Here is a 22,928-nt window from a genome sequence, read left to right on the forward strand (position 1 = left end):
AGTTACACACACAGGACATGGAGATTTTCGAGCTTCTTCGAAACACTCGTCATGTACCTGTCCGCCAGGCTGAAAATCTGCTATATTATACTGTCTTATGAGATCCTCAAAACGACACGGTCCATTTCTCAGACGCCCCCCATTCCGCAGGCGCGGTCCCGAACCCGCTCCGGATGCAGCAACAGAAATCGAAAGCTCCCCGGCAGGCGGCCAAACCCCGACAGGCGGCCAAACCCCGACAGGCGGCCAAACCCCGACAGGCGGCCAAACCCCGACAGGTCAAGACCCACGAAGCAGCAAAAACGCGTCCATCCCTCAAGAGCCCCTCAGCCGCAGTGAGCAGGAAAGAGGCATCCGCAACTACCTGCGCCACGCCAGCTGGAACGGACTCGGCATCTACCTGCTGAATGTAAACATTATCAGCCTGCTGGCAATAAGCTACGGGGCCAGCAACCTCCAGCTGGGCTACATCTCCAGCGCTTTCCACCTCTCGGGATTTATCCTGATTTTTCTACCTCGGCTGCTGCAGGGGGCAGGCATCCGCAATGTATTTGCCAGAGCCTGGTATGTCCGTGGAGTAATCTGTCTGTTCTACGGATCATTGTTCTTTCTTTCCGGCCAGGCAGCAGTCATTGTAATAATGCTGATCTACACCGTATTTGCCATGATGCGCAGCGTCGGCATTCCCATGCATCATCCCCTTCAGAAAGAACTCGTACAGCCATTCGAGGAGGGCAGCTTTGTCAGCCGATTCAGCTTCCGCCTGAGCATCTCCCAGCTCGCCTCACAGATTTTCAGCTTTGTATTCCTCTCCCTGCAGATTTTCGCCGGAAGCACCGGCCTCATTCTCATACCGATTATCGGTGCCGGCTGCAACACCGCCGCGGCATACTACGTCTCGAAAATCCCCAGCCGCGAGCGCGTCGAGTATCACCCCGGCCGTAATGTCCTGCAGATATTCCGCGAAACCATGGCCCATCCCGAACGCCGCCAGGTCCTGCTACTGCACTGGCTCGGAATGTCATCGCTCATCGTATTCACCTTCGGCATCGCCTTCCTGCGCCGCGAAGTCGGCATGCCCACCAACATGACCTTTCTCTATTCGATTTCAACCGCCGGCGCAGCAATTCTGGCCAGCTTTTTCCTGCGTCCTTTCGTGGACCGCGTCGGCAGCCGCCCGCTGCTTGCCATTGCCTATGCCAGCATCAGCCTGGGGGCAGTAGTCTGGATCTTAATCCCCACCAATCTGGCCTGGCCCCTGTATTATCTCCTGGGATCATTCAGTTATTTCTTTCTCAGACTGGAAATTCTCCTTGTCAGCCGGCTCATAATCCGCAATCTCCCCGGGGACAGCCGAATCTCATTCACCTCGATGATGCACTTTTCCAGCGCGGTCATCGCGCTTGCCATTGGATTGCTGGCCGGTCAGCTGGCCGAAACAGGTCTGGCCCTCGGCCAGCTCTCACAAATCCTGCCGCATCAGTACAGCCTGACCTTCATATTCGGCTTCATCCTCGCCCTCGTCGGGCTGTATACCGCATATAAACTCAAGGACAGCGGCAGCCTCGGCATCCGCCAGACTGCTTCCATCTTCAAATCTATCCGCAGTATTCGCGAATTTCTCGCCGACGGCGCTATTTGATCATTTCCCGATCATGGATTCACAGAGCAATTCAAGATGTGCACCTGTACATGAGAGGTTATTTTGTAAAAGATCAAAAATCTCCATGTCCTGTGTGAGCAACTACGCCAACATGGCAGATCTGCCATGTTGGCGTAGGAAGTTCCAAGTCGCTTAGAGATTTTTGACATGGAGATGTTTGGTATTGTGCTATTTTTTGGGCGCACATCTTGAATTGCTGGAATTTCCTGCAAATTGCAAGTTCAACTTTCAATTTGCATGGAAACAGCGTGAACTTGCCGGAAGCTCGAATGTGTATTACTATACACATAGGAAGGTGTATTGTTATGCGAACGAATATTGTGCTTGATGATAATCTTGTGAGCGAGGCTTTTAGCTGTGCTGAAAGGATCCATACCAAACGTGAACTGATTGAAACGGCACTCAGGGAGTTTGTGCAGACGAGGAAAATGAAGAATCTTCAGGATCTGAAGGGTAAAATCCAGTTTGCCGATGACTATGATTACAAGAAGATGCGGACCGAGCAATGATTCTGGTTGATACTTCCGTTCTCATTGACTATTTCAAGGGAAATAATTCGCAGCCGGTACAGTTGTTTGATCAAATACTGGAACAGGGAATTCGCTACGGAATTAATGATTTTATATATCAGGAGCTACTGCAGGGAGCAAGAACCACAGAAGAGTTCACACAGCTCAATGAATACCTGGAAAATCTGCCATTCTACAATCTTCGTAATGGAAAAGAATCCCATAAAAATGCGGCCCTGCTGTATTTCCAGTGTCGAAAGCAGGGCTACACTATACGCAGTACTATAGACCTGCTCATCGCAGAATCAGCCATAGAACACCAGCTATACCTGCTCCATAATGATGCGGACTATGACAAGATAAGCAGGGTCTATCCGGAATTACGGATATATCAGGGCCTGTAGCAGAACCACAGCTGCCCTGTTCATTCCCCCAGCCGGAAAAAGCTCATCGCCTCTTCAAGCTCCCGGGCCTGCTGCGACAGGGCATCGGAGGCCGCCGCCAACTGCTCGGCCGCTGCTGCATTCGACTGTACCACACTGTCCAGCTGCTGAATCGAGAGATTGATCTCCTGAACACCCCGTGACTGCTCGTTGCTGCCCGAGGAAATCTCTTCCACCAGATTCGCTGTCATCTGAATCTCAGGCACAATCTCCTTCAGAATCTCCCCGGCCCGGTCAGCTTTCTTCATGTTCCCGATTGATAACGCGCTGATTTCAGCAGCCGCTCCGCGTGAACGGTCAGCCAGCTTGCGAACCTCGTTGGCCACAACCGCGAATCCGCGTCCTTCTGTCCCGGCCCGTGCCGCCTCAACCGCCGCATTCAGAGCCAGAAGATCCGTCTGCCGCGCAATCTCCTGAATCACATTGATTTTCTCGACAATTTCACGCATAGCCGCCACTGTCTCGGCAACTGCCTGGCCGCCCTCTTCAGCCTTGCCGGCTACCTTCACTGCAATCTCACGTGTCTGCAGGGCATTGTCCGAATTATGCTGAATCCCTGCCGCTGTCTCTTCCATCGATGCCGAAATCTCCTCGACCGAAGCAGCCTGCTCGGTTGAGCCGGTGGAGAGCTCCTGGGAGCTGTTGCGAATGTCCACACCTTCAAGATTCACCTGATGGCTGGCCTGCTTCACGCGACCCACAATATCCCGCAGCGCAGCAACCATCCGCAGCATGCTGTCCTGCAGCAGACCAATATCATCGCGCGAATCCGAAACTGCAATATCAGCATCAAGATTCCCCTGCGCAATCTCCTCAGCATAAGCCCGCAGTCCCCGCACCGGGAGAATAGCCAGCCGCTTTACCAGTACATACATAAAAGTCGAAGCCAGCAGCAGAATCAACAACGACACCCCGCTGATCGACGCCACCGTCATCTGCACATCCGCCTGCATCTGATCCAGTGGAAACAGGAACTGAAACCCGCCCCGCAGATCTCCGGCCCGCATCCCCTCCATCGGGAAACCCAGTACATCCACATCGCCGTCCCCATGGCAGATCAAACAACCATCCTGCACCGAAATCAGGCGCACAAAGCGCACTGCATTCAGCTCGGAATCAACCTCGAAAAAACTCTCATCCCCCCGGGCATCCATCTCGCGTAGAATTTCAAGCTCCCGGCCCTCAGCCAGATTCCGCGGATTCCTCGGCGCATCCGAAATCACCCGGAATTCAAAACCCAGCTCCTCGGCATTGCGTTCAATCGACTGCCAGCTTGCCACAATCGGAATCGCCGGGTACATAGTAAGACCCTGCGCCACCCGTAGCCGCTCCGCATTCGTCCGGACCCCGGCCATCGCCTGTCGGGCCTCGGCAAACATCCGCTCCTGATCAACAACCCCGAACTCCCATAAATCGGAAACAGAGTCCCGGATCTCCTCACTCACCAGAGAAATCCCGCGGGCCTGCTCGGTAATCCCCAGCATCGCCTGCCGCTGCACCTCACGCGCCGACAGAATCAGGGTAATCCCCACCGTCAGCGCAAAGAGCACAACCACCACAAACACAATCCGAGCCCCGAAATTCATATCTCTCACACGCAAGCCGCCGCTTAATTTTCTCTTCATACCCATGATTATAATCTCTTTAATACGCATGTACACTGTTAAAAAGCAAATTTACCCCAAAAAATGTGAAAGCCGCCAACAGAATCCCCAGCAGTGCCAGCACATTGAGCAAACGACGTTTCCCGGCCGCACCAAGCCTCCGTGCCCCCGCAATATCCGCATGCAGATACAGGGAATACAGCATCCAGGTCGCCAGCGCCCAGACCTCCTTCGGATCCCAGGCCCAGTATCGCCCCCAGGCCTGGTAGGCCCACAGCGCTCCAAAGACCAGAGCTCCCAGCGTAAACAAAGGATATCCCGCATATACCGCCGCCCGGGAAATCCGGAATAACTGCGCTTCGTGGATTTGTGCCGCGTCCTCCCCCGACCGGCCCCCCGGGCCGTCCGCCTCCGGACGATCCTTGTTATGCTGCGTGGAGTAATCGCGCGAGCCGGCTCCCTCCGGCCGAAGCGCAGACTCCGTCCCTCCGGCCCGTTTATGAGAGCCGCTGCGCGCTCCCCGTCTCGACGCAGCCAGGCTTCCTGCCGCCGCAATCGCCGCCAGCAGAAACAGAGCCTCGCCGGCGACAACCGCCCCGACATGCAGCAGCAGCCAACCCGAGCGCAGCGCAGGAACCGGTGCTGCCGGATCCCGCAGCACCCCCGGAAACTGCCCCGCCAGCAGCAGACCGGCCGCTGCCGCCAGCAGCTGGAAGCGCAGGGCGTTCGCTGTCTTTGTCGTTTTTGCTGTCTTTCCAGCGGATCCGGCCAGGAAAAATCCTCCCGGAATCAGCAGCAGCACCAGCAGGGACAGAACAGCTGTCGTTCCCGAGAAGGCCGGAAAGCCGGCTGCAAGACTCCGCTGCAGCAGGTATCCGGCGACAGGCAGACAGACCAGTAGATCCAGCCAGTCAGGCATCCAGCCGGCAAAGGCCGGTCTGAACAGGCGAATCCCGCGAATCAATAGAAGAAGTGCTGACAGTCCGATGGCTGCCGAAATCATGGTGTTCATGTTTTTGTTCCTTTCATGCTGCCGCTTTCCGGATGTAGTCTCAGGCGCTTCAGGGAGTAGAGCAGAAGACCTGTTGTCATAAGTATTCCCCCGATTCCTGCAGGCAGTGCCCCGGGGTCCCAGGCCAGACGCAGACCGCTTATTACCTTGCTGCCCTCACCGATCAGCTTATGCTCGATTCGTGCAAGTCCCTCGACTGCTTCCATGCGGCCAGGTGCAGCCACTTCGCCCTCGTTTTCCGCGAATCTCGAGAAGTAATATCCGCTTTCATCCTGAGAGAGAATCCAGAGATCCCCATCCACCCGGAAGCCCTCGCCCAGGGCCAGCAGCAGGGATTCATCTCCGCTGTCTGCAGAGGCGATACGCAGGGCAGGTCGCTCCTCCCAGTCGGTCTGGTAGAGGCGATAGGCAGAGATCTTCAGGGGACGGTTGACAGCGGTATGACCCTCACGGATATCCTGGCCAGGCTCCCGGATCAACAGGCTGCTTTCCCAGTTTACCAGATCATTCCGCTGGTTCCTGAGGGTCTCGCTGCTCTGCAGCTGAATCGCAATGCCGGCACTGAACTGATGCTGTTCCCCAGGCTCCAGGTAGGCTGTCTCCTCATAGCGGAGCAGGCTGCTCAGGGCCAGACCGATAATCAGAAACAGCAGACCGATATGAATCAAGTGTGGAGCCCAGCTCATGAGCCGCAGTGGAGGCCGATGCCAGAGGGAGTACAGGGTACAGGCTGCAGTGTTTATCGCCAGCAGGGAAAACAAGGTGACAAGCAGGACGGATGCAGTCCCGGTCGAAATCAGTTCAAATGACTGCAGGAAGAAAAGCGGAACAAAAGCCGTCAGGACAAGCAGGGTAAGCCGCAATGAGCGCAGGAATTTCATGAAAAAATACTATCATTCTTTTTTTTTCTGTTATAGGCATGGCAAACAGGTGATTCATGCTTTAGGATAGAATTCTGATTACAGGAGGTAACTCATGAAGAATCTTCGCCTCGGAGTTAAACTTATCGGGGGTTTTTCGCTGGTAGCTGCCATTGTGCTCGTTGTGGGCGTAATTGGACTTATCGGTTCCATGCAGCTCAGTGACGATATTACTGAAATCGGGCAGGTACGCCTGCCGAGCATAGAAAATCTGTTGCGGGTGGAAATCGCTGCTGAGCAGTTGTTGCTTTCCCAGCGCACCCTCATGTCAGAACAGCTTGATATGGCAGAACGCAATTCGTATATGCAGGAATTCAATGTGGCTCGAGATGAATTCTGGCAGTATTGGGCAATTTTTGAAGCCCTGCCTGCAAATGAAGAAGAACTCAGACTCAGTGCCGAATTTTTGCGGGAAGCCGAGGAATATCGTGCTTCCAATACCCGTTGGCTTGAACTGAATGCTGAATTTGAAGCCCTTGGTATTCTCGATCCTAATGAACTTGTCGGAAATCTGGAACGTTTTAAAGGGGATCACTATGCCCTGGAGCTTGAAGTAGCCATGCTGCTTCTGTCCGGGCAGGATTTTCAGGGTGGTGATGATCCGACAGCCTGTAATTTCGGGCGCTGGCTTCCGACCTTTGAAACCGCAAACCCTGAATTGCGCCAGCTGCTCAGAGATATTCAAGGTCCTCATAACCTTTTCCATCAGGCAACCGGTCTGCTCCGGGCCGAGCTGCGGGCCGGAAACCGGGCCGAAGCCATGGATCTGTTCGAGAATACCATGATGCCGGCCTCTGACGAGGTATTTGATTATTTTGACCAGATGCTTGCCCTTGCGAACCGTGCGAATTCCCTGCGTGAGGAGATTGCAGCACTGGTAATGGGGCAGATTACTGATGAAATGTACGATGTTATGGCTGTACTGGACAGTCTGGTTGCTATCAACGACCGAATTGCATCAGAATCTGCTGCTGCAGCAGTAGTCAATGCACAGCGTGTAATACTGACTGTCAGCATTGGTATGGCCATCGGTGTACTCCTGGCACTCATTCTGGGCATTATTCTGACCAGAATGATCACCAAGCCGGTAGCCCTCGGCGTGGCATTTGCCAAGACCCTGGCGAACGGCGACATGACCGCAGATCTCTCGGTGAATCAGAAGGATGAAATCGGCGTGCTTGCTGACGCACTGCGCAACATGAAGAACAAGCTGACCGAGGTTGTACGTGAAGTGCAGAGCGCTACCGACAATGTCAGCAGCGGCAGCGAGCAGCTCAGTTCAGCCGCGCAGCAGCTGAGTCAGGGTGCAGCCGAGCAGGCCTCATCCGGCGAAGAGGTCAGCAGCTCCATGGAAGAAATGTCTGCATCTATCCGCCAGAACTCGGACAATGCCATGACCACCGATCAGCTGGCCCAGAAAGCCGCCAAGGATGCCTCAAGCGGCGGACAGGCGGTCAGCGCCACCGTGGAAGCCATGAAGGACATTGCCGAACGCATCGGAATCATTGAAGAAATTGCCCGCAACACCAATCTGCTGGCACTGAATGCCGCTATCGAAGCAGCCCGAGCCGGTGAGCACGGCAAGGGTTTTGCAGTGGTAGCCAGCGAGGTCCGTAAACTGGCAGAGCGCAGCCAGAAGGCAGCTGTCGAAATCAGTGACGTTTCCCGCCGCAGTGTTTCAATTGCAGAAGAAGCCGGTAAGACCATTAGCGGTGTGGTTGCCGACATCAGCAAGACCGCCGAGCTGGTGCAGGAAATCAGCGCATCCAGCAATGAACAGAACTCGGGTGCAGAGCAGATCAATACAGCCCTGATCCAGCTGGATCAGGTAACCCAGCAGAATGCCGGTTCCAGCGAAGAAATAGCTTCCACTGCTGAGGAGCTGTCTGCACAGGCTGAGCAGCTCAAACAGACCATGAGTTTCTTCAGGGTGGAAGGAAATGCCTACCGCGCCCCGCTGGCAGCTCCCAAACAGTACAGCTCCGGCAATTCAGGCCATTCCGGCCAGAGTGGTCAAGGCAAGACGGCACATACGCCCCCGGCCAGTCCTCCCAGGCAGAGCCGGAGTACGGGCATAACCCTTGCAGGTGATGGTCAGAAGGGTCAGGGCGGCTCCTCAGGGAAGGGTATACCGGTCATAAACCTGGACGATAACGACTTTACGGAGTTCTAGAGTCTGTTAGATTCCATTTTGTACTGACATGAATGGTACTGTGCCATAGCGCAGTGCCATTCCATCCAAAATTTGTTTTTCCTGTGTTGAGGGCTTAGAATGGACACAGGAGGAGCATATGGAAGTAACTCCAGATAAAGATGTTCAATGGCAGAAAAGCATTGGACTCAGGATTTTTCTTTCTATTTTCAGTGTATCTATAATGATGATAGCCGTGGGCATTACCATGGCTATCATCATTTCTATTATATCCCGTGATCTTGCAAACACATCGTACTACCAGGGACAGTTTTCCAGGGCCCAGGAGATCCGCTGGCTGGATGAGGTTCTGACTCAGTCTTTGCGGAATTATCTGCTTACTCAGGACGAGGAGTGGCTGGACAGATACTTTGATCACGCCGATCTGCTGGATGAAGTTGTTGAAAATGCAATGGCAGAGGTGCGTGAAGAAGCAAGTATCGCGATTTTCAGCAGACAGGAAGAGGCGAACGCCTATCTGTTCGAGTTGGAGGACCAGGCTATAGAACTAGCTTTGGATGGACAGTTTGATGAGGCCTATGAGACTGTCACCTCTGCTGAATACGATCGATGGAAGGATGTGCTTGATGATACCATCGGCGGGTTCCTCAATAATGCCGAGACTGGTCTGGTGGCCTTTCAGAATGCATTGACAGATAATGTCAATCGCTTTTCCTCTATTGCTGTTCTGATTCTGATCGGAAGTCTGCTGTTCGGCTCTGCTTTCGTGCTGTTTTCGATTTTCATCTCGATAAGGATTGCTTCACCTATCAAGGCAGCGGCGAGACAGGCCAGTGCAATTGCCTCTGGTGACCTTGGAAGCAGCCTGTCCGAGAGTCTTGTCCGGCGGAAGGATGAGGTAGGCAGATTGGCAGGGTCATTTGTGGACATGCAGCAGAAGCTGAGTCAGGTTGTTCAGGCCATCAAGGAATCTGCTTCAGCCGTGAGTTCAGGAAGCCTGGAGCTAAAGGATGCATCGGAGAATCTGTCCAATGGATCCGAACAGCTTGCGACCACGGCCCAGCAGCTGAGTGAGGGCTCCAGTCAGCAGGCAACCTCTGCAGAGCAGATATCCTCTTCCATGGAAGAGATGGCTGCCAATATTCAGCAGAGTGCGGACAACGCTCAGACGACAGAACAGATTGCCCTGCAGGCCGCCGGCGAGGCCGAGGAAGGTGGGAAATCAGTTGCCGAGACCCTGACGGCAATGAAGCAGATTGCCGAAAAGATCGGTATTATTGAAGATATCGCCCGTGAGACAAACATGCTCTCGCTGAATGCTGCCATTGAAGCTGCCCGTGCCGGTGAGCACGGCAAAGGCTTTGCGGTGGTCGCGGCCCAGGTACGCAAACTGGCCGAGAATTCAAGCGTGGCAGCCAGGGAGATCAGTAAACTCTCTACCAGTTCGGTACAGGTGGCTGAAGAAGCAGGAGCTATGCTGGAGCGGCTGGTGCCAAGCATCCGTAAGACAGCCGATCTGATTCAGGAGATTTCCTCATCGAACCGCGAAATGAGCTCCGGTGCACAGCAGGTAAGTCAGGCAATCAGTCAGCTGGATCAGGTTGTGCAGCGGAATTCAGCCTCGGCTGAAGAACTTGCAAGCACCAGTGAGGAGCAATCATCACAGGTTCAGGAAGTAGCTGCAACGGCTGAAGAACTGGCGGCGCAGGCTGATCACCTCGAGGATATCGTGGCTTATTTCAAGCTGGCTGCTGGTACGCAGCAAGCAGCAGCAGAGCTGGAATTTAATTCCGCTTATAATGAGTAAGAGGAGACATAATTTGGCAGTAGAGAAACAGGGGACCAAGCTCGTAGTTAGTGGAGATGTACAGGTTGCGGACTGTGGCGAAATACATGAACTGCTTCGGGAAATGAGCCGCACTGAAAAGGAAATCGTCATAGACTCAAGCGGGCTGGTGGAAACGGATTTCTCCTTTGTACAGCTTCTTGCTGCCATGCAGAAATACGCAGCCGGGCATAATATCAAGCTTGATTACTCATCATCAATGGCAACTCCGGTCAGGGAGCTGATCAGGCTCTGCGGCTTGAATCACGTTCTGCAGGTATAAAGGAAATGCAGCTATGAATGTTCCCAACAATGTATTTATTGACGAGACCACTGAAATTCTCGAGCAGTTTGAACTCGATCTGATCAAGCTGGAAAAGAATCCCGGGGATGATGAACTGATCAACAGAATATTCCGCGGTGTACATACCATCAAGGGGTCCGCAGGAATGTTCGGGTTCAGTAATCTATCCGAGCAGGCTCATGTAATGGAGAATGTATTCGATCAGATACGGGAAAAGACCCTGGAGCCTTCCAGGAAAATAATCGATCTCGGCCTGCAAGGGGTCGATTTCCTTCGGAGGATGCTTCAGGATTCCACAATTCCGGCAGACACTGCAGAATGGGAAGCTATAATTCCTCAGGGAACAGGGACAGATTCCCGGTCGGCCACTGAAGCGCAAATGAAGGTGGAGGATGCTGCCCAGGAAGGCGATTTCGCCATGTATCACATCTTCTTCAGGCCGGACATGAATTTTCTCATGACAGGTGGGCGTCCCGATTTATTGTTCCGTGAACTCTCGGAACTCGGTGAGATCCGGATTACTGCGGATGTCAGTCAGCTCCCGGGAAATATGAACCTGGATCCAGGGGTGTGTTATACGCGTTTCGATATTCTGCTTGCTGGAGAAACCACAGAGGAACAGATACGGGATGTTTTCATATTTGCAGAGCACAACGCCGAGCTTTCTGTCCGTAGAATTTCGATCAATGAAGACGATGAGAGTACGCTTCCAAAACTGGGGGAAATACTGCTGAACCGGAAGCACCTGAGTAGATATCAGATGGAGTTGATTCTTGAGGAACAGAAGAAGTACCTCCGGTTGGGTGAGATCGCGGTGCAACGCGGCTTTGTAAACAAAGAACTGGTGGATGAGGCCCTGAATGAACAGGATTTTATCAAGGAGCAGTTCAGCAAACGTCACGACTCCCAGGCCAGTCTCAGAATCCCGGGCAAAAAGGTAGATACCGCGGTCAATCTGGTTGGTGAGCTGGTCACCCTGCAGGCCCGGCTTAGTCGGCGGATGAAAACCCTCAAGGATCAGCAGCTCACTGGAATTGTCGAAGCCCTTGAGCTGCTGGTCGGTGATCTCCGGCAGGGTGTCATGAGCATGCGCCTTGTGCCGCTCAATGACACCTTTATCAGTTTCAAGCGCCTGGTCAGAGATCTGAGCCGTGAAACAGGCAAGGAGATCGAGCTGAGCATCAGCGGCGGGGAGACCGAGCTCGACAAGATCGTAATCGATCGACTGAAAGGGGCATTCGTACATCTGATCCGCAACTCTGCAGACCATGGCCTTGAAACACGGGAAGAACGCCTGGCAGCAAACAAGCCTGCTACCGGTACCATCTATCTGCAGGCACGCTACATCGGCTCACAGGTAGAAATCGAAATATCGGATGACGGGGCCGGGGTCAACAATCAGAAGGTATGGGAAAAAGCGGTGTCCCGGGGATTAATCAGTGCCGACAGCAATCCCGATGAGATTGATGTTCTCTCGCTCCTGACTGCCCCGGGTTTCTCGACCAGTGATGAGGTCTCCAGCGTCTCCGGCCGTGGCGTCGGTATGGACGCCGTACTCATGGAGGTCGAAGCGCTCTCCGGCACTCTAAGCATGGACAGCCGGAAGGGGCAGGGTAGCAGTTTCCGGATACGTCTGCCTCTCACTCTGGCTATAATCGACAGCCTGCTGGTGCGTGTCGGCAAGGATCATTTTACCATTCACCTCAGCGATGTCGATGAATGCTTTATTCTACGGGATGCTCCCGAGGTGCTCAGGAATCGTAAGTGCCTGAAGAACTACAATGGAGCTGCCATGGCGTATGTTGATCTCAGACAGCACCTGAAGATTGAGGGTGAAACACCGCAGATTTCCAATGTTGTGGTGTCGGCAGCCGGGGGACAGCCAGTCGGAATTGTGGTGGATGAAATCATCGGACAGTATCAGGCGGTTATCAAGCCGCTTAATACCGCCCTTCGCACTGCCCCGGAGCTGAGCGGAACAACCATCCTCGGAGATGGCGGAATATCCTTCATTCTGGACATTGCAAAGCTCGTATCCGGAATTGGCGCAGAACAGCGGGTAGATCGGGCAGCCCTGTCTACAACCCGGAACTGATCCGCAGGCCCAGGCTGATGCGGGTGAGGATTTTGGAAGCTCCACCTGCATCAGTGAATGGGCCTTTGATCAGACCAGTCAGTACATTGAGCTCGTATGAATCACCCTTGAATACAGGAACATACTCGGCAGCACTGGATGCGGTCACTTCTATTCCCTCGCTTATTCTCAGTTTTCCATCGAGATGTATACCGGCATACAGCCCCCCTCTGGGGAGATCGTAATACTCCCGGCCTGTTTTGTAATGGTGGTCAATGGCATCTACCTGTATTGGCCACCCAATATCGCCCTTCAGCCGGACTTCTCCCTTATTGCGAACCGGAACAAGCAGTCCCATTGAGAGATAGGGAATTCGGTGGTACTGACGGTATGAGATAACGGTTCCATGAAACTCGACTTCGCCGGTTGGATAAATGGCGAAGCCGTCTCTGCCGTCAAAAGTGTAATAATGGCTGCGGAAGCCGATTCCAGGCAGGAACTGCAGATCGGTTCCCAGGTGCAGGTTTGCCCATACATCTGCCCGGTAACCTCCAAGGAGAAACAAATCATGTTCAGAGTAATGGCTTGGCGAAAAGGGATCGTCGGGATCCGTCCGGAAAGAATGCTGGTTCATCCAGTCGCGGTCGGTCATCTTTCCTGATGCCAAAGGTACTGCGCCGGAAAAATCCACACCGAATTCTGCTCCGCTCTGCATTCTGTCGTCTCTGGTATTGGTATATTGGAGTTCCAGGCGGAAACCCTGCATGAGAGCCGGCTTCAGATCCCAGGTAAGGTGGCTTAACATGTCGTCGTCGCGGTATGATTGCTGTTCAGAGAAGACGTATTCACCGAGCTGTCCGTAGACCAGGGCAGTGTAGACGCTGGTGGAAAGCGTCCAGTCAGACACATTCCGATCGCTGTCATCCGGATCAAGGGCATATAAGGGCTGTATTGTCAGAATGGCAATAAAAGCGAATAGTAGGGAAGCTGTGCGGTATATATGGCAGTGTTTTCGTGGATAATATTTCACAGTATACTACTGTGGTAAAAAAGAGCTATAAAAGCAATAGGAGTATGACATGGTGCAGGAAGAATGGGGAGAAAAACTTGCTGGACAGGCCAGGCTTATCTGGGCCGTGCGGGCAGCGCTGACTGGTCTGGTCATTTTTCCATCCGGGGTGATTGCCGCAGTCCTGTTCGGCTGGCTTGGTTTGACAACAGCGATTGTTTCCGGCATTTCCCTGCTGGTGGTTTTTCTGCTTGTTTTCTGTGCCCTGCTCCCGCAGATCCGCTACCGGATCTGGCGTTACAGAATCACTGATGACCGCATAGAAACCCGCAGGGGCTTGCTGTTCCGGACCTTTACCAGCGTTCCCTTTGCCAGAATTCAGCATGCGGATACCAATCAGGGGCCGCTGCTGAGGCTTTTCAGGCTGGCTCATGTCCAGGTATACACTGCCAGCAGTGTGCATGTCATTCCGGTGCTGCCGATAGAGCGCGCTCACAGCATACGCGCCCAGATCGTTGAATTGACGAACAGGAGCGGGGACGATGTCTGATCTCCGCAAGCTGCATCCCTATACTGTATTCAGCCGCAGTTTTTCTGCTATCCGTGGTATTGCTGTGCCGATTCTGTTTGTGCTTGTACTGACCAGAACTTCGGATTTCAGCTTCCTGAGAATATTGCTTACATTGCTGGGTATAGTGCTGCTATGGGCAGCTGCCGCGGTCTACAACCTTATCTGGTGGCGTTGCTTCAGCTATCAGGCCGATGATTCCGGATTGAGCCTGAACTGGGGAATACTGATCAAGCGTCATCGCTTCGCTTCGCTTTCCCGTGTGCAGCGCATAACTACCCAGGCGGGTCCATTTATGCGCATACTGGGGCTGAATGCCCTGCGTATCGAGACTGCCGGCGGTAGCGATGAACCTGAAATCTATCTGCCTGCAGTAAATCTCCAGGAGGCTGAGCGCCTGCAGCAGCTGCTGAACCCTGCTGTAGGCGAGCGTTCAGGAGAGCCTTCTCAGGATGCAGCGGAGCGAGCATCAAGTCCAGGTCCGGACAGCATGGACAGTACTATTGGCTCGCGCTTCACCATGCGGATTTCTGATATGATTATCGCGGGTGTGACTTCCGGTGGCATATTTGCTGGTCTGATTTTCTGGGTTGCGATCTACGGTGAACTCAGCAGCATTATAGATAGTGAACTGCAGGATCGTTTTTACGATCTGTTTCCCAATGTAATTGTCATGTTTGCGGCCATTTTTGGAGGAATGCTTGTTATTTCCTGGATCACCTCCAGTCTGCTGCATATCGAATCATTCTGGGGATTCTCCGCAGTTCGGAACGGCAAGCACATCAGCATCAGCCGGGGTCTGCTCACCAGACGCAGTACCGAGCTTGAGGTGAGCCGTATTCATACCCTGACGATAGTTGAAAGCCCGGTGCGTGCTCTGTTCGGCAGGGCAGTGGTAAAAGCTTCGGTTGTCGGGCAGAGCAGCAACGATGGTATGGACAGCGCCAAGCTCTTTCCGATGATCAGACGCAGGGAACTGGATTCTGCGCTTGCATCCCTGCTTCCCGAATATATTCATAGCGGTGAACCTCAACGGCCCCCGGCCTCCGCTGTCTGGCTTTATATATTACGCGCTGCAGTGCCGGTTTTTATGTGTATCGCGGCAGCGGCCTGGTATTTTTCGCTGCCCTGGCTGCTTCTGCTGACGGGTATACCAGCGGCCTGGGCCGTGCTGATGCACCGCGACAGCGGCAGCCTGGTTGAGCAGGGTATAGCGGTATTTCGTGGACGGTTCTGGGCCCGCAGAACGGTAAGAATTCTCCATCGACGGGTTCAGGCAGCGGAGCTGCAGTATGGACCGCTCGAGCGGCGGATGAAGCTTGGAACCGTCCGGCTTTCGGCGGTCACCGGTATTCTGCGCTTCACTCCCATGAGCGGCAGTATTGTGCGCAGCATAGCCGCTGAGGATGCGGAGACTATCCGTTCATGGTTTGAGGAAGCGTCATGCCCTGCTATGTAATCGGCGATGTGCACGGCAATCTGGATGCCCTGCATCGGCTGCTGGAGAAATTCCATTACAGCAGCAGGAGCGATGAACTGCTCTTTGTAGGCGATCTGGTAAACCGGGGGGGACAATCCATTGAGGTGCTGAACTACGTCCGTAGTCTGGGCAGTTCAGCGGTGACAGTACTCGGTAATCATGATCTCTATGCACTGGCATACAGGGAAGGACTGCTGCAGCCCCGCCAGTCTGACGGCTTCAAGGCGATGCTGGATCACAGCTCAGCAGATGCTGCCCTGGACTGGCTTGGAAAACAGCCCCTGCTTATCTATCAGCGCCGCCGGCGTCTGGTACTCGTGCATGCCGGCATACCTCCACAGTGGAATATCAAGGAAGCAAGTCTCAGAGCCGGCGCTGCCGAATCAATTCTGCATGGATCCAATACCCGCAAACGACAGAGTCTCCTGCAGCGCATAAGCCGCGACCGTCGAATCAATGCCCCCGAACAGCCCTTCCCTTACTGTCCCTGGCAGTATCTACAGGAGGATGCAGCGGCGTATACGATTCAGGCCTTTACTCATCTACGATTCACCAACAGCCGGGGTGATGTGTTCCCGGGCAGCAATTCAGAAGAAATAATACAGACCTATCTGCTCGGAGGAGGCAAAAACCAGGAGATTCTGCCCTGGTTTCGCATGTACAGCCGCAGACAGCCCGGTCTTCAGGCTGCTGTCTGCTTCGGTCACTGGGCACGCCTCGGCGGACTGCATGAACACCCGTATTACGGACTGGATACCAATTGCGGCGGCGGACACAGCCTGACTGCCCTGAACATCCGGACCAAACAGCTCTGGTCTGTAGATGTGTAGTAGTTCCGGTGTTGGCCTCAAAAAAAGGGCTGTTCGAACAATAGTCCGAACAGCCCTGAAATCAGTACAATAGATTCTATACTGTGTCTATATCAGAAACCCATGGCGATATTCAGGCGGGCTGCTGCTCCACGAGTAGAGAATACACCCCAGAACTGCGGGCTGCTGGTGCTGACCTGCAGCCCAAGCTCGAGTACGCGGATATTCAAGCGGAGACCCAGTGTGCTCCTCCACGCTATATCCTGGTGAGCGATACCAAAGGATATGCCGGTTAGAGGCCATACTGAACCCTCGACGTGGACACCTGCATTCACCCTGAAGGGCTCTGAAAATACAAGTGCACCATGACCAATGAGATCAATCAGGGGCAAGCCGGTGTAGCGGTAGAAACCGCCGACGCTCAGCGGCATATAGATGCGGGGAAGTTCTCCATCCAGAGCACCAAAATCGAGTTCAGGTTCCTGAAAACCGCCTCCTTCTTCAGCATCCGGGTCCACGTCACTGTCCTCATTCAGAAACAGATCGAGCAGACTTTCAATCTCTGCTGATGTGTCTGCAGTGAAATTCCAGCCATAGTTAGCCGGTGGTGCATACAGTGGAACATTGATTACAGAGAGTCCCCAGTCCGGACGGCGCTTGTTCGGGTTGTGAATCACACCAAAGTCAATTTTAAGCCCCTTGTTGGCAGCCTCAAGTGCTTCAGGACCGATTGTATCGCTGTTTTCCAGGTCAAAGGCTGAGTAGAGTTCGGCGGTAAGGCCAGCTGATCCACTGAGCTCACCGCCACTCTTGGCCAGGAATTCGTAGCCGAATTCTGCATTACGGCTGTGGGCTAGCGGTATGTAGATGCCGAGTTTGCCACCGAAAGTATACTGATTCCAGCGCAGACTGCTGTAGACTCCGTAATCAATATAGCTTTTTATAAAAGACTGGCTGGATGAAGCATACTGCTTGTCCATCTCTATGCCTTCTGCCAGAACTTCGAAAAACCCCTTGGGAATGCGGGTCTCAACGAGATTGTAGTTGTCCGCGTAGATACCTACACCAAGTCCGAAGAGGTGGGCACTGAAGTGGGTTCCCAGATCGAGGGTTGAACCGATTCTGTAGCCGGCATTCCCCACATTCCTGTTCAGCTCATCCAGATCCAGAACTATAGTCTGCTGGAGAATTCTTCCTGCAGAAAGATAGCTGTTCTGGACACCGGCAGTGCCGGATACACCAAGTTCGAAGAAGGGTCGGCCCCCTGCAGAAAGCAGGCTCGGATTTGCCCGGTGGTTCCATGTGCTGTTCGGAGTCGCCATGACCCCGCCTGCCAGCAGCATGAACATTATCACGCCGCCGAATAGTATACGGTTTTTCTGTGTCATAACGTACTCCTTAGAAATTCCCGGTTATAGGGAATGTATAATCGATATCAGTCTTGAGGGACATCCATAGACTCACTGTGACTTCAACATCAGGGTTTATCGGCATAGATCCTCCCGGCAGCAGAATATCGATGTCCGGCATGAAAAAGTTCTCCCTGAGAAAGAGGAAATCAGCGGCTGTGAATTCCAGCTTGTGATCAGGAGCAGTAGCAAATCCAATCTGCTTCTCGAAATCACCCTGCTTCATTCTGATCGTCATATTCAGTCCGCTGTCGTTTACCAGTCCATAGTTCAGGGCAACCGATTCAACCTGCTGCAACAGTTTAGCAACCTCGTCATCCTCGGCTTCAATCGATTCCCGACCGAAGAGATCTTCATCGAAAGCGATCATCGGATTCCCGTCCTCGTCGAGAGGAGTCCAGACCACACCGCCATCAGGAACGTTCAGCTGCAGCGGCACAACCAGGCGCATACCGATGGAGATGGGTTCGCTGTCTTCGATGTCTGCCAGTATCAGCTCGTAACCTACTACGTTTATGTAGTACTCAATCACAAGATCTGAAGGGCCGGTATTTATGACGGTCTCCAGGTCAATTGCAATATCATCGCCTGTTTCGAAGGTGACAGCAGCATAGTCGGCAGGATTTGTGCGATCACCTCCGTCTGTCAACTCTCCACCTGCCAGCACGATCACATCCTCACCTTCGTTGTAGTGACCGATCATTACCAGTTCGCCGTTGAAATCAGCCCCGCGTATTGTTAGATATCCTTCAATACCGTCGATAGTAACACCGGGAGGCAGAAAGTCTGCAATCATCGAGAAGTCCATTGGCTCCTGTGGGTCACCTTCAGTACTGCTGTTCATTTCCAGATCCTTGAGATGAATGCTGTATATTTCCGGAGCAAAGTTAATGGATCCGGAGAAGTTGTAGTCTTCACCAGGGGTGACATTTGTAAGTGTCAGGGTATTGGTAGCTTCATCATAACCTGTCATTTCTATCCGCAGCTCCAGGTCTATACCGGTACCGATATTCCCTTCGTCATCCTCAACATCGTCTCTGAGATTATCGAACACTATGCTGGAATCCAGGGTAATAGACTTTTCATCTGCTGTGCTTCTGTCTCCTGGAAAATTCAGTGTTACTGTGTATGGATCGTCTATAGTAAACAACAGTGCCTGTGAAACCAGGGTGACAACAATATCAGTTGGTAAACCATTAATTATGGAGAACTCCAGGTTCTCGGTTCCTCCTACCAGATTGATAGCCTCTATAAAATCCAGTGTATCCTGATCAAAGATTATACCAATGTTCTGGCTGAAGTTCAGGTCCTCAGCATCCATTTCTATCTCGGAGAAATTCGATATGGTCAGGGTTGTTGTTGCGGTGATTTCCGGAGTATCGGTGAGCTCGAAACTGGCGTTGTTGCCAATGACATTATATATGAACTCCACCTCAAGCTCATCATCTTCCTCAATAGTAATTCCGTCCAGATCAAGTATTAAGGTAATCAAGTCGCCGGTACCTGCATCAGTAGATACACTGGTACCATTTATCAGGAGATTGGCTGTAGTATCCAGAGATACTCCCTCCCAATCTCCGGGAATTTCAAGCGTAATCTCCATTTCTCCAGTGCCAATGATTACCTTTCGAATATTGTCTGGCAGTGGATTTTCCAATTCTTCTGTTATGCTATCTGGATCTGTTGAAAAATCAACTCCCTCGGCTGCCTGTATCTTGGTGCCTACAAAACCAGGTGTTGCAGTTAGTTCAAAAGTTGCTCCATCTCCATTTTCAATCTCCAGGTAAAATGAAAGGTAGATATTGCTGGTGAAAGCAGCCTCTGAAAGGTCAAACTCCAGAGTTATATCTGGATCAATAACAGCACCTAACGCGGTACCAGCATTCCCCTCTGCTGTTGCAATAGGATCATTGTTTGAATCCAGGAGCTGTGCGTTATGAATACTGAGCTCCATACCTGGAGACGTTCCTGTAGTGGTAATGACAATATTGAGGAACCCTTCTGAAAAGGTAATACTACTATAACCATCGGTTTCTATATGTATTGGATTCTGTGGGAAATCACTATCGAAGTTGACTACACCATTACCGTCAGGCTCTAGTGCAGTGACACTTACTGGGTCAATTTCTATACTACCTGGCAGATCTATCGGATCGACATTAATTTTTATCTCACTGTCGATATCCATATCAGGAACTACAAACTCCTGCGGGTCTATGTCCTGGTTGACTGCATCAAGGCTCAATCCATCATCGGCGAAGTCGTTGGGGTTGAACTCGATCAAATCCTGGGATACTTCAAAGGTGAAGGCCCCATCATCATTGAGATAAATGCTTGGTTCGCCGAAGTCAGCTGTGAGCGCGTCCTCGAGCATGGCTCGCATATCGAAGAACTCGGTAAGATCAAGTGTTGTTGAACCTGCCGGTAGTTCAACTGATGGTTTACCGATTATCTGGACCTCTTCCGGCATGACCCAACCGCAGGATGCGATCAGTGCCATGATGGCAGATCCGATCAGGATTACATATATTTTTCTCATGGTCGTCTCCTCGGGATATTCCCTTTGCAAAGGGGCTTCACCCTGTATACATAAGTATAGCTCGAAGTACATGAGAATCCAAGTTGATTACCTGAAAAACTCCTGTATTGTCTGTTCGAGCTTCTTGAGGTCAACAGGTTTTGTGGCAACCGCATTCATGCCTGCTTTCAGAAATTCCTCGGTTTCGTCACTGTGGGCGTGGGCAGTGACTGCAATGACGGGTATATCCGTGTAGGCGGCACCGCATTCTCCCTTGCGGATGCGGCGGACCGCCTCGCTGCCGTCCATGTCTGGCATCTGTACGTCCATAAGTATGAGGTTTATATCTTTGTCCTGCTTGAGGGCCGCAATCGCTTCGGCGCCGGTTTCTGCCAGCACGGGTTCATGGCCCATGCTTTCAATTGCCCGCTGAATGATTTTGCGGTTGATGCGGTCGTCTTCGGCGATCAGAATTTTCAACTGATTCCAGTCATTCTGACTTATGACAGCTTCACCGTCGGGGTATTCCAGGCAGTCGCTCATTATTGCTATATGCGGATTGTCTTCATCTCTGCAGCCAGCCTGATCACAGTCTCCAGCCTCCAGGGGCAGCATGAATCTGAATGTGCTTCCTTCACCCGGCGTGCTGCTACAGCTAATGCTGCCTCCCATGCGCATGGCAAGATCACGGGCGATGGTGAGGCCCAGGCCGGCTCCTTCATAGGCTCGAGTCAGCGAGCCGTCGGCCTGCTGGAATGCTTCGAAGAGGGTATCGCTCAGTGCCGGGTCGAAGCCGCAGCCGGTATCACTGACAGTGAACACGATCTGCTCGTAGCCATCTGTCTGTTCAATGTCGGTCATGAGCATGATCGAGCCTTCTTTGGTAAATTTGACCGCATTGTTCAGAAGGTTGCCGATGATCTGGGCAATTCTGTCTGGATCTCCACAGATTGAGGCGGGAACCGAAGGATCTATCATGTGCAGTAGCTCTACAGCTTTCTGTTCAGCCAGCAGTTGGTAGGGCTGAACCATGCTCTGCAGGGTATCAGACAGCGTGAAACTTCGGCTGCTTATTCTCATGGTATTATTGGCAATGCGTGAAAAGTCAAGCAGGTCGTCTACAATGTTCGTCATGCGCTGCAGGCTTTGCTGGGCGAGCAGGGCATACTCGAGCTGTTCATCGTTCAGGGGGCTCTTGAGAATAAGATAGGTCATTCCCATGATTCCGTTGAGTGGTGTGCGCAGTTCGTGGCTGACGTTAGCTATGAACTGATCCTTGGCTTTGTTGGCATCTTCTGCTGCCTGTTTGGCTTCCCGAAGTGCCTGTTCCTGCTCCTTGCGCTCACTGACGTCACTTATATGCCCGCTCCAGATTATCTTGCCGCTGCTTTTTTTCTCCGGCTGCGCGAGAACATGCAGCCAGCGTTTCCTCTGTTGTGAGTGCTCTGCCTGAAAATCAAAATCCAGGGTATGCAGTCGGGAAGCTGATTTCTCCAGGGCAGCCACAAAGCGCTCGCGTTCCTCATCCGGCCGGATAAACGAGAAAAGACTGTTGGCGTCTTCACTTACTTCGCTCAGGTATACAGGCAGCAGTTCGGTAAGATGCGGAGTAAAAAAGGGGAAGTTGTACATGCCGTCTCTGCTGCGTTGCAGACGGAAAATGCCTCCCGGTACCTGTGCGGAGAACTTGACCAGTTCACTGAGGGTATTGCTTTCTGCCTCATCCTCAGTAACCCGGGTCAGCAGGATGCCGACCTCTCTGGCAAAGATTTCTGCCAGACTCAGGTTCGAGAATCGTTCTCCCGGCGGCATGACGAGGCTGAAGTGACCTACATATTGGTCGGCAGCACGAATCAGACAGACCAGTTTCTGTCCTGTCAGGTGGGTGCATTCTACACGGGACAGAAGCTTGTAGTAGGGGTGTCTATGACCTATCAGTCCCGCCAGTGACTCTACCTCGATAATATCCCGGAAATCGAACATGCGGAGCAAACCGTTCAGGGCAGCACGGCTGTGGATCAAGGGGGTGCCTGTCAGGGTCACAAGCTGTTCAAGAATTTCTGATTCTGCAGATATCGCCGCAGTGTGGGAAAAGTACTCACAGGAACCCTTCACATGAAAGGCAGCCACCTGTGCACCAGTCACCTTTCTGAAGCGATCGGCTATCTCCTGGTAATCCATCTTACTCGTATGTGTATGAAAGAAGTCCTGCAGGAGTTCGGCAACGGTGTGCTGATTACTTATGTCATGCAGGAATATAGCGGTTTGCGACTCGTTCAGCTTCCGGAGGCAGATTCGAAGCCATTGCCCGGTCTCGGCAATATATCGTTCGCTTTCGGTTTCGCTCTCAAAAAACGAGTTTTCCGTGCATGTCTCCGGCAGAATATCCAGGACATCCCGGCCGTTCAGATTTCCGGGCGAGCTGCTGAAAATAGAGGCGAAACTGTGGTTGACTTCTTCAAACCGGAATACCGCTGGACTGGTTCTGATATCCTTGCGGCAGATGGCTATAGCATTCGGACTCTTATGAAACAGATCGTGGTTGAGTTCCTGTGTGGACATAGAATCAGTCTAATGCAAAAAAAACAGGCTTGCACATGGCAAGCCTGAATTTCAGCAAAGAATCATT

General features: G+C 52.6%; 17 protein-coding genes. 10 read left to right on the forward strand and 7 right to left on the reverse strand.

Annotated elements, in window-relative coordinates; genetic code table 11:
• The first annotated feature begins 97 nt into the window (after positions 1-97).
• The 3 genes from ACYQ2L_RS00820 to vapC all read left to right on the forward strand — a co-directional run bounded on the left by ACYQ2L_RS00820 (position 98) and on the right by vapC (position 2,576).
• The gene (locus ACYQ2L_RS00820; protein WP_460050030.1) at positions 98-1,642 is read left to right on the forward strand and encodes an MFS transporter; all 1,545 of its coding nucleotides are present in this window, start codon (positions 98-100) and stop codon (positions 1,640-1,642) included.
• 326 nt (positions 1,643-1,968) lie between these two features.
• On the forward strand, positions 1,969-2,172 hold the full coding sequence (locus ACYQ2L_RS00825) for a type II toxin-antitoxin system VapB family antitoxin (RefSeq protein WP_460050032.1): 204 nt from the start codon (positions 1,969-1,971) through the stop codon (positions 2,170-2,172).
• Positions 2,169-2,576 carry a type II toxin-antitoxin system VapC family toxin gene (gene vapC, locus ACYQ2L_RS00830; RefSeq protein WP_460050034.1) on the forward strand — a complete coding sequence of 136 codons (408 nt, stop codon included), beginning with the start codon at positions 2,169-2,171 and terminating at the stop codon, positions 2,574-2,576. Before ACYQ2L_RS00825 ends, vapC begins: the two co-directional genes overlap by 4 nt.
• A gap of 20 nt (positions 2,577-2,596) precedes the next feature.
• Here vapC and ACYQ2L_RS00835 read toward each other — a convergent pair whose 3' ends face one another.
• The 3 genes from ACYQ2L_RS00835 to ACYQ2L_RS00845 are packed head-to-tail and all read right to left on the reverse strand — an operon-like array spanning position 2,597 to position 6,112.
• A complete protein-coding gene (locus tag ACYQ2L_RS00835; RefSeq protein WP_460050036.1) occupies positions 2,597-4,240 on the reverse strand; it encodes a methyl-accepting chemotaxis protein in 1,644 nt (547 codons plus the stop codon).
• Positions 4,241-4,259: 19 nt separating this feature from the next.
• On the reverse strand, positions 4,260-5,231 hold the full coding sequence (locus tag ACYQ2L_RS00840; RefSeq protein ID WP_460050038.1) for a cytochrome c biogenesis protein: 972 nt from the start codon (positions 5,229-5,231) through the stop codon (positions 4,260-4,262).
• Positions 5,228-6,112: a cytochrome c biogenesis ResB family protein gene (locus ACYQ2L_RS00845; protein WP_460050040.1), complete on the reverse strand. Its 885-nt coding sequence runs from the start codon at positions 6,110-6,112 to the stop codon at positions 5,228-5,230. Before ACYQ2L_RS00845 ends, ACYQ2L_RS00840 begins: the two co-directional genes overlap by 4 nt.
• A gap of 94 nt (positions 6,113-6,206) precedes the next feature.
• Here ACYQ2L_RS00845 and ACYQ2L_RS00850 point away from each other — a divergent pair, with 94 nt between their 5' ends.
• From ACYQ2L_RS00850 to ACYQ2L_RS00865, 4 genes are all read left to right on the forward strand, one after another.
• Positions 6,207-8,324 (forward strand): methyl-accepting chemotaxis protein, encoded by a 2,118-nt coding sequence (locus ACYQ2L_RS00850; RefSeq protein WP_460050042.1) that lies wholly within the window; start codon positions 6,207-6,209, stop codon positions 8,322-8,324.
• Between the two features lie 118 nt (positions 8,325-8,442).
• Complete coding sequence (locus tag ACYQ2L_RS00855) at positions 8,443-10,110, forward strand: methyl-accepting chemotaxis protein (RefSeq protein ID WP_460050044.1); 1,668 nt, start codon at positions 8,443-8,445, stop codon at positions 10,108-10,110.
• Between the two features lie 13 nt (positions 10,111-10,123).
• A complete protein-coding gene (locus ACYQ2L_RS00860) occupies positions 10,124-10,411 on the forward strand; it encodes an STAS domain-containing protein (RefSeq protein WP_460050046.1) in 288 nt (95 codons plus the stop codon).
• Positions 10,412-10,424: 13 nt separating this feature from the next.
• Positions 10,425-12,527 (forward strand): chemotaxis protein CheA, encoded by a 2,103-nt coding sequence (locus ACYQ2L_RS00865; protein WP_460050048.1) that lies wholly within the window; start codon positions 10,425-10,427, stop codon positions 12,525-12,527.
• Here ACYQ2L_RS00865 and ACYQ2L_RS00870 read toward each other — a convergent pair.
• On the reverse strand, positions 12,511-13,536 hold the full coding sequence (locus tag ACYQ2L_RS00870; RefSeq protein WP_460050050.1) for an omptin family outer membrane protease: 1,026 nt from the start codon (positions 13,534-13,536) through the stop codon (positions 12,511-12,513). The genes ACYQ2L_RS00865 and ACYQ2L_RS00870 overlap by 17 nt on opposite strands.
• A gap of 49 nt (positions 13,537-13,585) precedes the next feature.
• On the opposite strand from ACYQ2L_RS00870, the gene ACYQ2L_RS00875 reads away from it, so the two are divergent.
• From ACYQ2L_RS00875 to ACYQ2L_RS00885, 3 genes are read left to right on the forward strand one after another with little or no spacing between them, the layout of a single operon-like run.
• On the forward strand, positions 13,586-14,065 hold the full coding sequence (locus tag ACYQ2L_RS00875) for a PH domain-containing protein (RefSeq protein ID WP_460050052.1): 480 nt from the start codon (positions 13,586-13,588) through the stop codon (positions 14,063-14,065).
• A complete protein-coding gene (locus tag ACYQ2L_RS00880; RefSeq protein ID WP_460050054.1) occupies positions 14,058-15,542 on the forward strand; it encodes a PH domain-containing protein in 1,485 nt (494 codons plus the stop codon). The genes ACYQ2L_RS00875 and ACYQ2L_RS00880 overlap by 8 nt, the downstream gene beginning before the upstream one ends.
• Positions 15,527-16,393, forward strand: coding sequence for a symmetrical bis(5'-nucleosyl)-tetraphosphatase (locus ACYQ2L_RS00885; protein ID WP_460050056.1), 867 nt, complete (start codon positions 15,527-15,529; stop codon positions 16,391-16,393). Before ACYQ2L_RS00880 ends, ACYQ2L_RS00885 begins: the two co-directional genes overlap by 16 nt.
• A gap of 92 nt (positions 16,394-16,485) precedes the next feature.
• On the opposite strand, the gene ACYQ2L_RS00890 is transcribed toward ACYQ2L_RS00885, so the two are convergent.
• The 3 genes from ACYQ2L_RS00890 to ACYQ2L_RS00900 form a co-directional block, all read right to left on the reverse strand.
• Positions 16,486-17,760, reverse strand: coding sequence for a hypothetical protein (locus ACYQ2L_RS00890; RefSeq protein WP_460050058.1), 1,275 nt, complete (start codon positions 17,758-17,760; stop codon positions 16,486-16,488).
• A 10-nt stretch (positions 17,761-17,770) separates the two neighbouring features.
• Positions 17,771-20,320: a hypothetical protein gene (locus ACYQ2L_RS00895; RefSeq protein ID WP_460050060.1), complete on the reverse strand. Its 2,550-nt coding sequence runs from the start codon at positions 20,318-20,320 to the stop codon at positions 17,771-17,773.
• Between the two features lie 87 nt (positions 20,321-20,407).
• Positions 20,408-22,861: an ATP-binding protein gene (locus ACYQ2L_RS00900; protein ID WP_460050062.1), complete on the reverse strand. Its 2,454-nt coding sequence runs from the start codon at positions 22,859-22,861 to the stop codon at positions 20,408-20,410.
• Positions 22,862-22,928 lie beyond the last annotated feature (67 nt).

The organism is Spirochaeta dissipatitropha, assembly GCF_054657935.1.

What these genes read in the sequence shown, in the direction of transcription:
- ACYQ2L_RS00820 (WP_460050030.1), top strand. Translation starts at nt 98, where the DNA reads ATGAGATCCTCAAAACGACACGGTCCATTTCTCAGACGCCCCCCATTC.
- ACYQ2L_RS00825 (WP_460050032.1), top strand. Translation starts at nt 1,969, where the DNA reads ATGCGAACGAATATTGTGCTTGATGATAATCTTGTGAGCGAGGCTTTT.
- vapC (WP_460050034.1), top strand. Translation starts at nt 2,169, where the DNA reads ATGATTCTGGTTGATACTTCCGTTCTCATTGACTATTTCAAGGGAAAT.
- ACYQ2L_RS00835 (WP_460050036.1), bottom strand. Translation starts at nt 4,240, where the DNA reads ATGAAGAGAAAATTAAGCGGCGGCTTGCGTGTGAGAGATATGAATTTC.
- ACYQ2L_RS00840 (WP_460050038.1), bottom strand. Translation starts at nt 5,231, where the DNA reads ATGAACACCATGATTTCGGCAGCCATCGGACTGTCAGCACTTCTTCTA.
- ACYQ2L_RS00845 (WP_460050040.1), bottom strand. Translation starts at nt 6,112, where the DNA reads ATGAAATTCCTGCGCTCATTGCGGCTTACCCTGCTTGTCCTGACGGCT.
- ACYQ2L_RS00850 (WP_460050042.1), top strand. Translation starts at nt 6,207, where the DNA reads ATGAAGAATCTTCGCCTCGGAGTTAAACTTATCGGGGGTTTTTCGCTG.
- ACYQ2L_RS00855 (WP_460050044.1), top strand. Translation starts at nt 8,443, where the DNA reads ATGGAAGTAACTCCAGATAAAGATGTTCAATGGCAGAAAAGCATTGGA.
- ACYQ2L_RS00865 (WP_460050048.1), top strand. Translation starts at nt 10,425, where the DNA reads ATGAATGTTCCCAACAATGTATTTATTGACGAGACCACTGAAATTCTC.
- ACYQ2L_RS00875 (WP_460050052.1), top strand. Translation starts at nt 13,586, where the DNA reads ATGGTGCAGGAAGAATGGGGAGAAAAACTTGCTGGACAGGCCAGGCTT.
- ACYQ2L_RS00880 (WP_460050054.1), top strand. Translation starts at nt 14,058, where the DNA reads ATGTCTGATCTCCGCAAGCTGCATCCCTATACTGTATTCAGCCGCAGT.
- ACYQ2L_RS00885 (WP_460050056.1), top strand. Translation starts at nt 15,527, where the DNA reads ATGCCCTGCTATGTAATCGGCGATGTGCACGGCAATCTGGATGCCCTG.
- ACYQ2L_RS00890 (WP_460050058.1), bottom strand. Translation starts at nt 17,760, where the DNA reads ATGACACAGAAAAACCGTATACTATTCGGCGGCGTGATAATGTTCATG.
- ACYQ2L_RS00895 (WP_460050060.1), bottom strand. Translation starts at nt 20,320, where the DNA reads ATGAGAAAAATATATGTAATCCTGATCGGATCTGCCATCATGGCACTG.
- ACYQ2L_RS00900 (WP_460050062.1), bottom strand. Translation starts at nt 22,861, where the DNA reads ATGTCCACACAGGAACTCAACCACGATCTGTTTCATAAGAGTCCGAAT.